Source organism: Micavibrio aeruginosavorus ARL-13 (assembly GCF_000226315.1).
Taxonomy (GTDB): Bacteria; Pseudomonadota; Alphaproteobacteria; order Micavibrionales; family Micavibrionaceae; genus Micavibrio; species Micavibrio aeruginosavorus_B.
Window position 1 is genome coordinate 46,204 of record NC_016026.1, and the last position, 15,063, is coordinate 61,266.

At 55.1% G+C, this 15,063-nt stretch carries 13 protein-coding genes; 10 read left to right on the top strand and 3 right to left on the bottom strand.

All coding sequences use genetic code 11. From position 1 onward, the window contains the following. Positions 1–21: 21 nt before the first annotated feature. Positions 22–492, bottom strand: coding sequence for a GNAT family N-acetyltransferase (locus tag MICA_RS00245; protein ID WP_014101627.1), 471 nt, complete (start codon positions 490–492; stop codon positions 22–24). A gap of 177 nt (positions 493–669) precedes the next feature. Here MICA_RS00245 and MICA_RS00250 point away from each other — a divergent pair, with 177 nt between their 5' ends. From MICA_RS00250 to MICA_RS00265, 4 genes are all read left to right on the top strand, one after another. Then, positions 670–1,746: a TerC family protein gene (locus tag MICA_RS00250; RefSeq protein ID WP_014101628.1), complete on the top strand. Its 1,077-nt coding sequence runs from the start codon at positions 670–672 to the stop codon at positions 1,744–1,746. A gap of 521 nt (positions 1,747–2,267) precedes the next feature. Further along, on the top strand, positions 2,268–2,615 hold the full coding sequence (locus tag MICA_RS00255) for a hypothetical protein (protein ID WP_236619921.1): 348 nt from the start codon (positions 2,268–2,270) through the stop codon (positions 2,613–2,615). A 215-nt stretch (positions 2,616–2,830) separates the two neighbouring features. Continuing rightward, the gene (locus tag MICA_RS00260) at positions 2,831–3,418 is read left to right on the top strand and encodes a GNAT family N-acetyltransferase (RefSeq protein WP_014101630.1); all 588 of its coding nucleotides are present in this window, start codon (positions 2,831–2,833) and stop codon (positions 3,416–3,418) included. Positions 3,419–3,570: 152 nt separating this feature from the next. After that, positions 3,571–3,939 carry a histidine triad nucleotide-binding protein gene (locus MICA_RS00265; protein WP_014101631.1) on the top strand — a complete coding sequence of 123 codons (369 nt, stop codon included), beginning with the start codon at positions 3,571–3,573 and terminating at the stop codon, positions 3,937–3,939. A gap of 10 nt (positions 3,940–3,949) precedes the next feature. On the opposite strand, the gene MICA_RS00270 is transcribed toward MICA_RS00265, so the two are convergent. Both MICA_RS00270 and MICA_RS00275 read right to left on the bottom strand, forming a co-directional pair. Beyond that, the gene (locus MICA_RS00270) at positions 3,950–7,105 is read right to left on the bottom strand and encodes a CHASE domain-containing protein (protein ID WP_014101632.1); all 3,156 of its coding nucleotides are present in this window, start codon (positions 7,103–7,105) and stop codon (positions 3,950–3,952) included. Positions 7,106–7,281: 176 nt separating this feature from the next. Further along, positions 7,282–7,917: a hypothetical protein gene (locus MICA_RS00275; RefSeq protein ID WP_014101633.1), complete on the bottom strand. Its 636-nt coding sequence runs from the start codon at positions 7,915–7,917 to the stop codon at positions 7,282–7,284. A 220-nt stretch (positions 7,918–8,137) separates the two neighbouring features. Between MICA_RS00275 and MICA_RS00280 the strand changes: the two genes are divergently transcribed. From MICA_RS00280 to MICA_RS00305, 6 genes are all read left to right on the top strand, one after another. Beyond that, positions 8,138–9,391 (top strand): hypothetical protein, encoded by a 1,254-nt coding sequence (locus MICA_RS00280; RefSeq protein ID WP_014101635.1) that lies wholly within the window; start codon positions 8,138–8,140, stop codon positions 9,389–9,391. 2 nt (positions 9,392–9,393) lie between these two features. Beyond that, positions 9,394–10,944, top strand: coding sequence for a YifB family Mg chelatase-like AAA ATPase (locus tag MICA_RS00285; protein WP_014101636.1), 1,551 nt, complete (start codon positions 9,394–9,396; stop codon positions 10,942–10,944). A 47-nt stretch (positions 10,945–10,991) separates the two neighbouring features. Further along, positions 10,992–11,624, top strand: a complete 633-nt coding sequence (locus MICA_RS00290) for a DUF5615 family PIN-like protein (RefSeq protein WP_014101637.1) — start codon at positions 10,992–10,994, stop codon at positions 11,622–11,624. A gap of 158 nt (positions 11,625–11,782) precedes the next feature. Next, the gene (locus MICA_RS00295; protein ID WP_014101638.1) at positions 11,783–12,886 is read left to right on the top strand and encodes a hypothetical protein; all 1,104 of its coding nucleotides are present in this window, start codon (positions 11,783–11,785) and stop codon (positions 12,884–12,886) included. 115 nt (positions 12,887–13,001) lie between these two features. Then, on the top strand, positions 13,002–13,631 hold the full coding sequence (locus MICA_RS00300; RefSeq protein WP_014101639.1) for an LOG family protein: 630 nt from the start codon (positions 13,002–13,004) through the stop codon (positions 13,629–13,631). A 322-nt stretch (positions 13,632–13,953) separates the two neighbouring features. Next, positions 13,954–15,009 carry a GGDEF domain-containing protein gene (locus MICA_RS00305; protein WP_014101640.1) on the top strand — a complete coding sequence of 352 codons (1,056 nt, stop codon included), beginning with the start codon at positions 13,954–13,956 and terminating at the stop codon, positions 15,007–15,009. The last annotated feature ends 54 nt before the right edge of the window (positions 15,010–15,063 follow it).

The following is a 15,063-nucleotide window of genomic DNA, read 5'->3' on the forward strand; positions in this document are numbered from 1 at the left end:
TCTGTAAAATCCGTGTGTCTATCACAGATTCAATAGCATTTTCAGCGCGTCCGCACCATCGGAATAGTAGGCGGGCACGCGTCTGTACGGAACAAACCCCAGTTTTTCGTAAAGGGCGATGGCGGCTTTGTTGCGGGTGCGCACCTCCAGCCACAGGCGGGGGGTCTTGCGGGCGTTGGTCACGGTGATGGCCTTGGTCATCAGGGCGCGGCCGATGCCCTTGCCCCGATGGGCTTTGTCCGCCACGACGGAATAAATTCGCGCCCCGCGCACGGCATGGAAGAACACCAGCACATAGCCACAGATCATCCCTGTTTGCCGATCTGTGGCAACCCAGAATTCAGCGTTGGGGTTGGTCATGTGGCTGGCCATTTGCCGGGCGCTGAGGCGGTCGTGGACGAAGTTGCGCATTTCAATGCCGCACAGCGCATCACAGTCAGAAGGGCGGGCCCGGCGGAGGGTGATCGGGGCGGCAGAACGGGATGGGGGCATGCGGGCACTCTGCAAAAATGTTGAGTCTATGAAAAATACAGCGTTGCGTGCGGGCTGGCAAGATTGATGTAAATGCCATAAACTGGCCCACATTCCGCAGCAGTATGGCGACGGGATAACCTGCATTCTTAACAAAGCCGGGGGCTATGGCGGTTCCGCGGTTGGGGCTTCGTGTTGATGGACACTCTTCTGGATTTCTTTACGCAAACGGCGCTCGGCCATCCGGTCTGGATGTGGGCTGCGTTTCTGGGCATCGTGCTGACCCTGCTGGTTTTCGACCTGGGGTTTCTGAACCGCAAGGATCATGAAATTGGTGTACGCGAAAGCCTGCGCCTGACCGGTGTCTATGTCACCATCGCGTTGTTGTTTGGTGTATGGGTGTGGAACTCGCTCGGGTCCGATCCGGGCATGGATTATTTCACCGCCTATCTGATCGAACTCAGCCTGTCGATCGACAATTTGTTCGTGATTTCGATGATTTTCGCCTATTACGGCGTCCCGCGGCAGTACCAGCACCGCGTGCTGTTCTGGGGCATTATCGGCGTGATTGTTATGCGTGGTATCCTGATCGGTGTCGGCAGTGCTGTTGTACACCGTTTTGAATGGGTGCTGCTGATCTTCGCGGCGTTCCTGATCTTTACCGGTTTGAAAATGCTGCTGGCCAAGGATGATGATGAGAACCGTATTGAAGACAGCGCGTTCCTGAAATTCCTGCAAAAACATTTGCGCGTGACCCCGTTCCTGCACGGCCATAAATTCTTTGTCCGGGAAAAGGGGATGGATTCCCTGACCGGCTGGGTGGCAACGCCGCTGTTCCTGGCACTGGTCACGGTTGAGGTTGCGGATCTGATCTTCGCGGTCGACAGCGTGCCCGCCGTGCTGGCCATCACCAACAATACCTTCGTGGTGTACACCAGTAACATTTTCGCCGTGGTCGGTTTGCGGGCGATGTATTTTGCCGTGGCGGCGATCATTCACCGGTTCCATTACATGAAATACGCGCTGGCCGTTATTTTGATGTTTATCGGAACCAAGGCGTTTATCGCGGAATTTGCCGGATTCAAACTGCCGCCGGTGCTGTCGCTCGGGATTACGCTGACGCTGTTGGCCTCGGGCATCATCTTCTCGATGATCAAAACCCGGAAAGAGGCCGAGGCCGTGGTGCAGGCCGCGCTCAAAGGCGAAAGCGTCGTCCATATCGGCCCCAAGCCGGAGGATGGCCCGAAAAGCCCGCCTGTCGTTCAGGACACCTAAAACCGTAACGTCCTTATACATTGTTTGTCACCCCGGACAGCCCGCAAGGGATGATCCGGGGTTTTTGCCGTGATGGTGGGCTTCACGGCTTCAATCCCGGATAAAGGCTGACGCCTTTTCCGGGATGACGGGTGGGGGGATGGTTAACAACAAACACGATGCCGGGGTAAAAGACACACCCCGGCATCGTGTTTTTACCCTTGCTTCAGCCTCTAACGGCTTGAGATTCCACAAGGATGAAATATTTATGGAAATAATGCTCCGTATTTAAGGTTTGGCTTATATTTCATGGTATTCTGAAGAGAATATGAAAACACCACCGTGCTATAATGATGGTGGATGCCTGTTTCCGGTCTGATCCGGTCAGGCAGTCGAAGCGGCAGTTTAATCGGCCTTCTGGCGCTTCGGGTTCCCCACCGGGGAGCGATAAGAGTGATCCGGGTTTGGTCGGGCAGTTCCGGGAAGGGGGCCGCCCACCGCGTTAAGGCGTTATTGGTAGAGAGTTTTTAGACGGTCGATTCATGAAACAATCTGTTCGATGCCAACGGGCCCGCATGCGGGTGCCGGTGCGGTTTTTTGTACTTTTTTCTGGGTTTATCCTGGCCGTTGCGGGCGGATTTTCCACCGCCTATGCGGCCAGCGCCTCGCTGCCTGTATCGGTGCGGGTGGTCAATTGTTCCACCCCCGATCTGGCGCGGGCGATGTGCCGGGATGAAAGCCTGTGCTGTGGCCTGATTCCCATGCTGGAGGCCCGCGATGCAGAGCCGGATCAGCAGGCGCAGGTCTCGGAACCGGTGGCCCCTGTGTCTTATGCGGCCGGGACGGTGTTGTTTGACCCGGAGGACAGCACCCCGGTGGTGTATGAATAGGCGGCTCACGGAACGATTTTTTGCGGTTTAGTTTCTCCTGTAAACCTTATTGCCGCGCACAACATTGTGCGTGGCTCTTTTTTTCGGAAAGTTTAACAATTTCTGTTTGAATCAAAGGGACGGTCCCCGTATGGTCGGCGCAACAAAACCGTGGCCAAGCGGTCCCCCTTCTGAGACAGGGTCTGTCAATCGAGTATCTTTGTGTGGATGAGGCTATGACAGAAACACCCCAACCGAAAACAAGCGAACCAGTGCCGACAGTGGAACTGGTCACCGAACTGGCGCCCGGCGATCTGGATGATTTGATCGACGCGACCGATTCCGCCATTTCCGATGGTGGTGGATTCGGCTGGGTCCGGCTGCCCGCGCGCGAGGTTCTGGAACGGTATTGGCGCGGTGTGATGACGATGCCATCGCGGATCTTGTTCGTGGGCCGCATGGATGGGGTGATTTGCGGAACCGCGCAACTGATCACGCCGCAGAAAAATAATGAAGCGCAGAATTTTGCCGTCACCATGACCACCGTCTTTGTTGCGCCATGGGCGCGGGGCCATGGCCTGGCCCGCATGATGGTCGAAAAGATGGAAGAGGTTGCCCGTGACGAAGGTTACAGCGCCATCAATCTCGATGTCCGTGAAAGTCAGGATGTCGCCATCAAATTGTATGAAAGCATGGGCTATGTGCATTTTGGCACGCACCCGTTTTATGCGCGGGTTGATGGCAAGGTGATTCCGGGGCGGTATTATTACAAGGTTCTTGATCCCTCAGGCCTGAAAGAGCGCCCGGAGATTGATCTGGTTTGATCGTTAAGTCCAGCTTCTTCCCTATTTTCCCCCTCCCAGAGGGAGGGGGTTAGGGGGAGGGCGTAGAACTCAAAACGCGGTCGTCTTTTCATTCTGATGTCTGCGCGTTATGCTGGCCTGACCTGTTCGGTTTCCAGCAAAGGGGCGCATTCATGACCTATGACACCAACAATATTTTTGCCCGCATCCTGCGTGGGGAAATCCCGTGCAAAAAGGTGTATGAGGATGACCTGGTTCTGGCCTTCCACGACATTGCTCCGCATGCGCCGGTGCATATTCTGGTCATCCCCAAGGGGGCGTATATCAATCAGGCTGATTTCGGCACACGCGCCAGCGCCGATGAAATCGCGGCCTTGTATCGCGCTGTGGCGAACATTGCCACCGATCTGGGCCTGCATGAAACGGGGTTCCGCACCATCGCCAATACCGGCCTGAATGGTGGACAGGAAGTGCCGCATTTCCACGTCCATATTCTGGGTGGTGGCGCGTTGGGGCCCATGCTGTCGAAAAAGCTGGTGTAGCCCGCCCCAATCAGGCCCGCAGGCGGCTGACGGCATCATTCAGTTGGTTCAGGGCGTCGTTATAGGCGGCGTTCAGAGCGTCGACGGCCCCGGCATATTCATCCGTGGGCATTTCCTCAATCCGGTCCATTAAATCGCGCGACATGTGCGACAGGCGATCCAGCCCGACACTGCCCGCCGTGGCCGCCAAAGCGTGCAGGCTTTGATAGGCGGATTTGCGATCTTTCTCCAGCCCGGACAGGGCGCTCAGCCGTTCATCCGCGTCACTGCGGAAGGCTTCAACCATCTTGCCGGTTTGTTCATCCCCCAAGAAGCCCCGCAGATTGGCCAGTTTGGCCGGGTCAAACAGGACGTCATTGTCATTGGCGTCTTTCATGCCCCCCGGGTGCGCAATCGTGCGATCAGAAAGGCCGCAGACGGTGTCGATCTTTTTGTACAACATGTCAGCATCAAACGGCTTGATCAGATAATCATCCATCCCGGCGTCATAAAAGGACTGCGCGATTTTGGGCAGGGCGTGCGCGGTCAGGGCGATGATGGGAATATCCAGCTCCAGCTCTTCACGAATGATGCGTGTGGCTTCCATGCCGTCCATCACCGGCATCTGAATATCCATCAGGATCAGGTCGTAATTGCGCCGATGCCGCAGCATATCAATCGCTTCCTGGCCGTTTTCGGCGTGGGTGACGGTGTGCCCGGCGCGGCGCAACAGCGCATCCAGTAAATCACGATTCAACGGCGTATCTTCAACCGCCAGAATGTTTTTTGGTTTGATAGATGTGACCAGGCGCGCGGTGCTGAAATTATTTTCACGCTGTTGGCCGACGGCCATTGGAATATTGACAAAGAAGCGTGACCCGCGGCCTTTTTCGCTTTCGACGCGGATGCTGCCACCCATGACCATCACCAGCTGGCGCGTAATGCTCAGCCCCAGGCCAGATCCGCCATAACGGCGCATCATGCCGGTTTCTTCCTGAACGAAATTTTCAAAAACGTCGTCCAGCTTGTCTTTGGCAATCCCGATCCCGGTATCTTCAAATTCCATCAGCAAATTGCCGTTGGCGTAATCAACGCGCAGGATGATGCTGCCCTGTTCGGTGAATTTCACCGCGTTGGCCAACAGGTTGATGGCAATTTGTTTGATGCGGTATTTGTCCCCGACCAGAACCGGTGGGCACCGGGCTGAAACGACGCAATCCAGCGTCAGGTTTTTCTCCTGCGCGCGGGCCTGGACCAGATCGACGCACAGGCTCAAAGCGGTGCGGATATTAAAGGGGGCGCTGTCGATGTCGATTTTGCCGGATTCAATCCGCGACAGATCCAGAATGTCACCAATGACGCGCAACAACGTATTGCCCGCAACTTTTGCCTTTTCCAGATAGGCGCGTTGTTCGGGATCAAGTGGCGTGTCCTGCAGGATGTCGATAAAGCCCAGAACGCCGTTCATGGGGGTGCGGATTTCGTGGCTCATCTTCGCCAGAAAATCGGCCTTGGCGGATGCGGCCTTGATGGCCTCTTCCTTCTGGCGTTCGGCTTCCTGTGTTTTTTCGCGCACCAGTGATTCAATGATCTTCGTGCGGTTCAGCATATTGAACAGGAACGCGGCATACAGCCCCGAAAAAATCATTCCGCCAATCATGATCATGGTCGGCGTCGGGCTGTATGTTGCGCGTTCATAGGCTGGCGTACTTTCCCATGCAATGGTCCAGTTCTGTTGCATGACGCTGATGGTGCGCTGGGTGGTGAACATCGGTGCGTGGGGCCCGTTTTGCGGCATGCTGCTGTAGATCAGGTTTTTCGCCTGTGTGTCGGTGCCGTCATAAACGCGAATATTCATCGTGCTCGACTGGCTATAGGTTAGGCCTTCGAAAAAATTGCGGCCGACAAAGGGGGCGTAAATCCATCCGACCAGATTGGCGCGGCGTTCTTCCACAGTGTCGTGAATTTCTTCGCCCTTTTTGTAAATCGCCTGTAACAACAGGAAACCCGGCGTTTTATCTTGATCTTGCACCAGCTCAATGGATCGGGTCATGGTTGGCTTGCCGGTGTCGCGGGCGCGGATGGCGGCATCATACCGCTTTTTCTCAAACGAGATGTTCAGGCCAAACGCTTCGGCGTTTTTTTCCCGCGGTTCGATATAGGTGATGATGAAATTCCCCGCATGCGGGCCGGGCGGATGGATGACGAAATCCTGGTTGCTTTCGCGGACGGTGGCCAGAAAATCAGCCACGCCGCCCTCGGGAACGTATTCGATATATCCGATACCGCCAATGCCGGGAAAATTGTTTTCAATGTCCAGCGTGCCGACAAAGGTTTGCCATTCATCGCGGGATACGTTGTCGGACCCGCCAAAAAATCCGGACCCGCTGACCAGAACAAGGGCGTAGGATTCGATGCGGTGGAGCAGGGCGCGTTCGCTTTCCGCCGTCATGTTGACGAATTGCCATTTGTTGTTTTCGTAGATAAACGTACCGGCTGTTTTCCACGCGTAAAACGTCACGATCAACGGCACGATCACCGTCATGATGATCAATGCGGACAGGGGTTTCAGCCCTTCGCGATATTTTTTAATTTCGTGGTATTCGTTGATGAAAATCAACACCAGTGGCAGGAACACGAACACGCCCAGCAGGTCGCCCAACCACCACGTATACCAGTTTTCAAAAACCAGATTGGTGGGCAATTGCCCAAAACTATACAGCGTCGCAACGGCAATGGTGGAAGCGGTCAGGCACGCCAGCGGCCCGCACAGAAAGAACAACAGCAAGCCCTGGCGCGCAGTGTGAATTTTTGGCGGCGTCATGCCAAAGACACGCCGCACCAGCGTGAATCCAACCAAAGCCTGTAGCGTCGAGCCAAAACCGACGGCGGCGGCAGGCAGGATTGTGCTCCAATCCACCTGGTTGATGGTCACAAACGGCCCGCCTTGTAATGATAAATTGACGAAGAATGATCCGATAAATACGCCGGGCCACATGCGCAGGCCATAGGCCAGAATAAACCCCATGGCAATGCCCGACGGCGGCCAGACGATGGTGGCATATCCCGGTTGCGCCGCCATGAATAATCCCAGCCGCCCCATGACGAAATACAACACAGCCAGCATGGCAATGCGGGGAATAAGGACAGACAGGTCGTTGGAATGAGCCGTGCCGTTATTGTGCATCAAAAAACCAATAAATAAAAAACGCCGCGCAGAAGGTCGCCCCACAAAAGAGACTATTCAAAGATCATACCATTTAATTCTGACGCGATTCTTGCAGGAACCTATATCAAAGAATAGAAATAGGGTGCTGACCTAAAGAGACCAGCACCCGTATTTTGTCTATATTTTACAATATTTTACCGTGGCCGCGGTGCGCCCGGAAAGGCGATCACATTGCTCTGCCCGCTCGGGATTCCGGGGCTGAACTGGGCCGGATGGGCGTCCATATCCTCGTAAATGATCCCCAAATCCTCGCCGTTCACCATCGCATTGGTGTACGCGGCATAGGACCGCGCATGATCGGCCAGCAGGGTGCATAATTGTGCCTGATCGCTGTCGCCCGGCATATCGCTGCCGCACGTATCCAGCAAATCGGCTAGGGCTTCAAAATCTTCCGCCATGGAATCGGTGAATTGGGTTTGCGCGGCATTGACCGCGTCGTCATTCAATTGTCCATCGGCATAGGCCAACCATGTCGGACCATATTCATGCGTGATGCGGCGTGTTTCCACGGCTAGCGCGCCCGCCATCGGGTGCAGCCCGGTTAAATCATGGGCGATATGCGCGGCGGATAATGAAACGCACAACAACGCCGCATCCACCGGCATTTCCGCGATCATCACATCCATGGCGTACGTTGCGGTATCATCCAGCGGGCTCAAGCCTTTCAGAACATCATGCACGGCACACGGCACCGTCAATTCACGGTGCAGCCGAATGATTTCCTGTTCGCTCAAATGATCCTTCACGCTCTTCAATCCCAAAACAGACACTTTTTTAAACCCCTTGTCTTGAACGCATGACCCCAAGCCACGCGGCCCGTCCCCCGACGAACACCCCCACCATGGACCAGCGCGGGTGAAAAAGAGGTTAATGGGTGGGATGGCAAAGAAAATACAAGGGTTTCTCTGGGGTTTTGGCTTTAAGAAGGGTGGGTTTTGTGAGATGGTTTTTGTGTATTTTAGGTTGTTTTCGCGGTTCTGGGGACAGTAGATGGAACAATATGGTTGGTTTGAATATGAAGATGCTCCTTGGAAAATTCGTAATTTTAAAAGCGGTCAAGAGCTAATTCTAAAAGACGTAACTTTTCAAAAGCTGCCAGAAGAGTTTTTGAAAAAATGGGCAAGTGATAATCGCGCAAAACTAATACGCGATTTGTTCCCGCAGCCCGAATATTTCGAGTATTCGAGCGAACTGGAGTTTTTGTATAAAGATACAGAAATAGAGCAGATCCTGTGTTTCAGTATTAAGTACGAAAAGGACAAACATCGCCGTTTTGGTATTACGATTGACTATAATAAAATCTTTGAGACCTCTCCGTCATATGGCTTGTGGCGCCGCATAGATGATTTTTTTGTAGATGTGGCGCTTTGTTGGCCTGAGGGTGTTTTTGATGAAAGGCCTTTTGGTTTAATCGTGATTGGTGCGTGGTATCAGGGAAAGTGGCGATCAGACGTAAAAAGGATTTTTTCAGGGCGGAAGGCTGGTAAGCGGGAGGTTGTTGCCAGCTATCCGATTGTGGAACCGCATTTGGAGCCATTGCATTCACCTGCACCACAGCAGTGGACTTACATTGATGTTGCGGAGCCCAAGGCGCAAGCGTCGTTAAAGTTTTGCATTGATGAAACGTATAATATTCCATTTTTTTCGCAAGATGAACAGCTAGTGGGGTTTCAAGAACGCGTTCCTTATCTTTTGCGTAATGATCAAAAGGCCGCCATTTTTCCCGCGCTGTTGGAGCCAAATTCACACCGCGGCGAGGATCCCGATGCCCATTTATATTACACTTACGTAGATGAGGATGTGTTCTTTACTTTCCGCAGTTGCTTGGTATATGGGCTCGAATTGTCTGATTGCAAAAACTATGGCTTTAGGAAGTTGCCCCCTGATCCCCGGTTTTTTGCGTCGGATGCCCTTGGAGCAATAGGGGATTCCACGTATGTGTCTCGCTTTGGTTCTTCATGTTTATCTTATTTTGTGTGGAGGCGGGCTTTAAACGCCATTATGGATGCTTGGCCGAATTGGAAGAATAGTATCAATTTTACCGTAGACGGGATGGCAAGAAAAATAGAGATTGATCCATCTATAAATCTTCCTCCCAACTATGGCAGGCAGGCATATGTCGGAAATTTTGGTCCGACAATCACCCGCGGGTTTTGTGGGGGAATGGTAAATAACTGGTATTGTTTAAAATTTGAGACGCCAGAAATGTATGAAAATATTAAATTAGTTCGTTTGATAGGATAAATATGGTAGCCCGCGTTCAAACCGTTGCCTTTCATGGCGTTGATGTCTGTCCTGTGGATGTGCAGGTGCAGATTTCGTCGGGGTTGCCGTCGTTCACCATCGTTGGTTTGCCGGATAAGGCCGTGGGGGAAAGTCGCGAGCGGGTGCGGGCGGCGTTGCATGCGTTGGGCTTGTCACTGCCGCCGAAAAAATTGACGGTCAATCTGGCGCCCGCCGATCTGGCGAAGGAAGGGTCGCATTACGATTTGCCGATTGCCCTCGGTGTGTTGGCCGCGATGGATGTGTTGCCGCGCGATGAATTGGCCAATGCGCTGGTGTTGGGGGAATTGTCGCTGGATGGGGGTATTCGGTCGGTGGCGGGTGTGTTGCCTGCGGCGTTGCATGCCGGGTCGAATGACAATCGGCTGATTTGCCCGGCGGCGTGCGGGGGTGAAGCCGCATGGGCGGGGGAGCATCTGGATATTCTGGCCCCCGATGATTTGCTGCAACTGATCAACCATATGAAGGGCACGCAGGTGCTGACCCGACCGGCCGCGCGCATTGCGGCGGCGAATGATGGTGGGCGGTTTATGGGCCCCGATTTATCACAGGTGCGCGGGCAGGAAACGGCGCGCCGGGCGTTGGAAATCACGGCGGCGGGTGGGCATAATTTACTGATGTCCGGGCCGCCGGGGTCTGGAAAATCATTGCTGGCTGCGTGTCTGGCGGGGATTTTGCCGCCCCTGACCCCGCGTGAAGCGCTGGAAATTTCCATGATCCATTCATTGGCGGGCACGTTGCCCGAAGGTGGGTTGGTGCAGATGCGCCCGTTCCGTGATCCGCATCATTCGGCGTCACTGCCGGCGCTGGTCGGTGGCGGGGCAAAGGCAAAACCGGGGGAAATTTCACTGGCGCATAATGGCGTGTTGTTTCTTGATGAACTGCCCGAATTTGCGCGCCAGACATTGGAGTCTTTGCGTCAGCCCCTGGAAACAGGGCAGGCCGTGGTCGCGCGCGCCAATCACCATGTGACATACCCCGCGCGGGTGCAGGTGGTGGCGGCGTTGAACCCGTGCCGTTGTGGGTTTTTGGGCGACCCCAGCCGCGAATGCACAAAGGCCCCGCGCTGTGGTGCGGATTATCAGGCGAAGATGTCGGGCCCGTTGCTGGACCGTTTTGATTTGCGCATCGACATGCCCGCCGTGGCGCTGTCAGATTTGCAGGGCAACCAACCGGGCGGTGAGGATACGAAAACCGTGGCCGCGCGCGTGCTGCGCGCCCGGCAGGTGCAAACGGCCCGGTATGAGGGCCGTGCGGAGATTAGCCCGACAGGATTAAACGCACATATCTCTGGCGCGAAGCTGGAAGAGGTTGTGGCGCTGGATGATGCGGCGCGCGCCATGGCGTTGAATGCGGCCGAGGCGATGAAACTCTCCGCCCGTGGCTGGCACCGTTTGTTGCGCGTGGCGCGGACGATTGCCGATCTGGACGGTGCGGGGGATCGGGGTGTGGGTACGGGCCACGTGGCCGAGGCGCTGTCGTATCGCCATATGGGGCATATGACCGGGGCGTGAAGGTGTGAAATTTGACGGGGGACTTGTTTTTCCTCTACCGTCAAGGAATGGGACACCGCACCGACAACCATCGAAAACTGACCCGCCTGTTCGGGCTTGTGGCTGCCGCGCCGGATGGTGTTGTGGTGTTAAGTCGCTCTGGTGTTGCGTTGGCCCCGGTGTTGCGCGATCTGGCGGCGGGTGTTGATGGGGATGTGCTGTTTGCGCGTCATCCTGGTATCAAACCCGAGGAAATCAAAACGGCATTGGCCTATCACGCGCGCTTTGGCGATGATCCGGCGCACCCGCGGGCTTTACCAGCGGGCCCGAAGGCGGTGTTGCTGGATGAAAATATACCCTACACATTGTTGCCACAGGTGATCCGCGATTTCGGTGTGTGTTCGCATGTCGAGGCCGAGGGGTTGTCGCGCCAAAATCTGGCGCCACATAATCGCGTTCATGCCAAGGCGCTGGATGCGTTGATCTGCACCCGCGCGGTGCAGGGCCAGTTCGCGGCAATCGTGACACAGGACAGTGACTTTCTGGCCATGATCAAAAATCCGGATCACCCGGTGCATGGGTTGCATGTGGTGATGATCCGCGATGCCCGCGATCCTGTGGCCGATATCCTGACCCGCAATGCCGAGACGATCCGGGCGGTGGTGGCGAAACGTATGCCCGGCCTGACGTATCTGGCCTGATTCGTTTACTCCCGTTTTTTCGGTTTAATTCATTGAAAGTGTTTAAGTTTTAAGCCCTTGACCCAGACCGGGGTTGGGATAGAATGGTTGTCATATTAAGAGTATTTTAGGGCCTCGAAGCCTATGATCTTATGAAATATAAATAAAAGGGTGTTGTGGTGGGTGTTTTAGCCGGGCAATTCAATCAGATAGACGGTCTTCACGGTGCAGAGGCGGGCGTGGTTCATATGCGTGCGGCCGATTTGCATTCCGACCTCCATGCCGATTTGAACGGGCTTGAGGATTTCAACGCATCCGAGGATTTCAACGCATCCATGGATGCGCAGGTGAATGCGACACCGTCCCCGATGGCATCCTTTGCCAGCGTGTTCGCCCCGGCCGCCATGGGCACAGGCCAGACACAAAACGCGCAAACGCAAGACAACATGCGCGATCTGAAACAACAATTCACCGCGTTGACGACGACCAGTGCAATCTGGAACCCGACCCAGAAACTGAACAACGACCAAGTGGCGAAGGGTGTTGAAACCAACCGTGCCGAAGGTCACGCCAAAACCAATGCCGCAACACAGGCCCAGGATAACATCCGTGAACAGGCCGCCGATCTGACCAAGCGTATGAATGCGCTGGATGCCGGCAATGACGGCCCGGGCGGCATGAACCAACCGGGTGGTCTGGGTGCATTTGTCGCGGGCGAAGCCAAGGGTGCCGCCGCTGTGGCCGCCGTATCAACGGTCAGCCCGACCGCCGGAGCCGCACTGGCCACCATTCAACTGGTGTCCATGATGGGCCGTGGCACGTTCGGCATGATGAACCAGGGTGATTTGATCACCACGAAAGTGGACCGCAAGGGCCATGTGGTTGATGCTGGTTATGGCCGTGGTGATTCCGCGCCGTCGTCCCCGGCTGGCCCGCAACAACAAAACGCCGCCAACCCGCAATCGCAAAGCATGTTCAATCAGATGAGCAAGGGCCCGGGATTTGGCAATCCGAAGGCGATGATGGATATGGACGAAGGCCGTGTGGGCCTGTCCGGTGCGGGTCTGCGCGATGTTGCCCGTATCAATATTGAACAAACACCGGCCATGAAGGCGTATGAAAGCATGCGTCTGGATGGGGTGAATGTCGCCAAACTGCACGAAGCCCGCCAGCAAAACGGCATTGCCGCCGATGCTGACAATGTGGCCAAAGCCAATGCATTGAGCCTCGAAGATCCGGCGATGCGTGGGCAAGCCATGCGCATGTCCGGTGCGATGATGTAATCACGCGCCGCGTTACACAACTCTCCCAATAAAACGGATCTTTCTATGCCTGTACAAGCAGGGCTTGGAACTGTAATGTTGCGCGACGTAAAACGAAAGATTGATTGAAAGACCGATGACCACTGATACAATTCAAAATAAAACCGCCGTTCAAAAAGTTCGCCACCCCATTCGTAATGTCTGCGTGTATTGCGGCGCCTCTTCCAATGTGGCGCAGGTGCATAAAGACACCGCGTGGGCTCTGGGTCGTGCTCTGGGTGAGGCCGGGATGCAGCTGGTTTACGGCGGCGGGCGCGTTGGCCTGATGGGGCTGGTTGCGAAATCGACGATGGAACATGGTGGTACTGCCGTTGGTATTATTCCGCACCACATCGAAACACGCGAAGAAAAATACACCGAATTGACCGAACTGTACGTCGTGGATTCCATGCATGAGCGCAAACAGATGATGGTTGATCGTGCTGACGCCTTCGTGGTGTTGAGCGGTGGTTTGGGAACGCTGGATGAATTTTTTGAAATCATGACGTGGCGGCAACTGGGCTTGCATGACAAGCCTGTCGTGTTGCTGAACGTCAATAATTTCTGGACGCCGCTTCTGTCCCTGATTGATCACATGATCAATAATGGCTTTGCGCGCGAATCCGATCGTGCGGGTCTGATGGTGGCCGACCGGGTCGAGGCGGTGATGGCCGCCCTGCAATATGCACCGCCGGAAACGATGGATGCCCAAACCGGTTTGATCTAGGGCGGGTTTGATCTAGCAAACCACTGAAAAAGCCCCCTCACTTTGGGAGGGGGAATAAAAAAGCGGATTGGTGCGCTATCTACACTGCGTGCAAAAACTGGGTGCTTCGAAAACGCCCGATAAATCATACGGGATCCCGCGCGTTTTGCGGAGTGCCCTGAATTTATGAAAAATGTTATGAATCAGGTTGTTAAGCCCCTGTTAAGGCCCTGTCTGCCATGATGGGGAGGGTCCGTTTCGCAGATTGCATCCTTTGACGCGGCGGACTCGACTGGTACCTTATTCTTCTTCGTTTTCTCTTTTTAATTCAGGATTGAATGGCGTGAACTATCCGCACGAAGCACATCAGGCCCGGGAATTTGCCGAAAAAGCCATGACGCGCATCCTTGATGAAGGATTGCCGCCGTCGCCGGATATTTACGAGCTGTGGTACGTCTACTATGCCGGGATCAGCCCGGAGGTGACGCGCGCGCTGGACATCCTGGTGTCCAACCGCCAGAAAATTACCGAAGACCGCTGCCGCGATCCGCACACGCGTTTCCTGAGCGATGCGCGGAACGAGGAAATGATCCGCCGCGCCGGTGATCAGGTGAAGGCGACCATTAAAAATGTGACCGGGGCTGTGCGCGACGTGAAAAACGCCACCACGTCCTATAGCGGTACGCTGGAAGATGTATCCAAAAAAATGGGCGGCGCCAAAACCGTGGACGAGATGCGCAATCTGGTGTCCGGCGTGATGAACGATACACAGAAAATGCTGGAACATAACCACAAGCTGGAACAGGAACTGGAACAATCCTCCACCTTGATGGAAGAGCTGCAACGCGACCTGGAACAGGTGCGGAAAGAGGCGATGACCGATGGCCTGACCGGCCTGGCCAACCGCAAGGCTTTTGATGCGGCGCTGGATCGGGTCAGCAGCGATACGCAAAGCGAACAGGGGTCGTTCACCCTGTTGATGGTTGATATTGATCACTTCAAATCCTTCAACGACAATTATGGTCACCAGGTGGGGGACCAGGTTTTGCGCCTTGTCGCCCGCACCTTGATCGAAGGGGTGAAGGGTAAGGACATTGCCGCGCGCTACGGCGGTGAGGAATTTGCGATCATCCTGCCCGACACGAATTTGACCGCGGGTGTGGCCGTTGGGAACAATTTGCGCAAGGCGGTTGCGACCAAGGATGTGATTAACCGGACCACGGGTGAAAAACTGGGCCGTATTACCATGTCTGTCGGCGTGGCCGAATATATCAACGGCGAAAACATGACCGATTTGATTGAACGGGCCGACGCGGCGCTCTACACCGCCAAACACAACGGCCGGAACCAGGTCGCCGCCGCCCCGACCCCGATGGGCAAGCGCAGCAACGGCGCGTAAATCGTGCCGTGAGGGTCATAAATTGAATATTTCACAGGCCCGGACGCCATCCGG

What these genes read in the sequence shown, in the direction of transcription:
- MICA_RS00245 (WP_014101627.1), bottom strand. Translation starts at nt 492, where the DNA reads ATGCCCCCATCCCGTTCTGCCGCCCCGATCACCCTCCGCCGGGCCCGC.
- MICA_RS00250 (WP_014101628.1), top strand. Translation starts at nt 670, where the DNA reads ATGGACACTCTTCTGGATTTCTTTACGCAAACGGCGCTCGGCCATCCG.
- MICA_RS00255 (WP_236619921.1), top strand. Translation starts at nt 2,268, where the DNA reads ATGAAACAATCTGTTCGATGCCAACGGGCCCGCATGCGGGTGCCGGTG.
- MICA_RS00260 (WP_014101630.1), top strand. Translation starts at nt 2,831, where the DNA reads ATGACAGAAACACCCCAACCGAAAACAAGCGAACCAGTGCCGACAGTG.
- MICA_RS00265 (WP_014101631.1), top strand. Translation starts at nt 3,571, where the DNA reads ATGACCTATGACACCAACAATATTTTTGCCCGCATCCTGCGTGGGGAA.
- MICA_RS00270 (WP_014101632.1), bottom strand. Translation starts at nt 7,105, where the DNA reads ATGCACAATAACGGCACGGCTCATTCCAACGACCTGTCTGTCCTTATT.
- MICA_RS00280 (WP_014101635.1), top strand. Translation starts at nt 8,138, where the DNA reads ATGGAACAATATGGTTGGTTTGAATATGAAGATGCTCCTTGGAAAATT.
- MICA_RS00285 (WP_014101636.1), top strand. Translation starts at nt 9,394, where the DNA reads ATGGTAGCCCGCGTTCAAACCGTTGCCTTTCATGGCGTTGATGTCTGT.
- MICA_RS00290 (WP_014101637.1), top strand. Translation starts at nt 10,992, where the DNA reads ATGGGACACCGCACCGACAACCATCGAAAACTGACCCGCCTGTTCGGG.
- MICA_RS00300 (WP_014101639.1), top strand. Translation starts at nt 13,002, where the DNA reads ATGACCACTGATACAATTCAAAATAAAACCGCCGTTCAAAAAGTTCGC.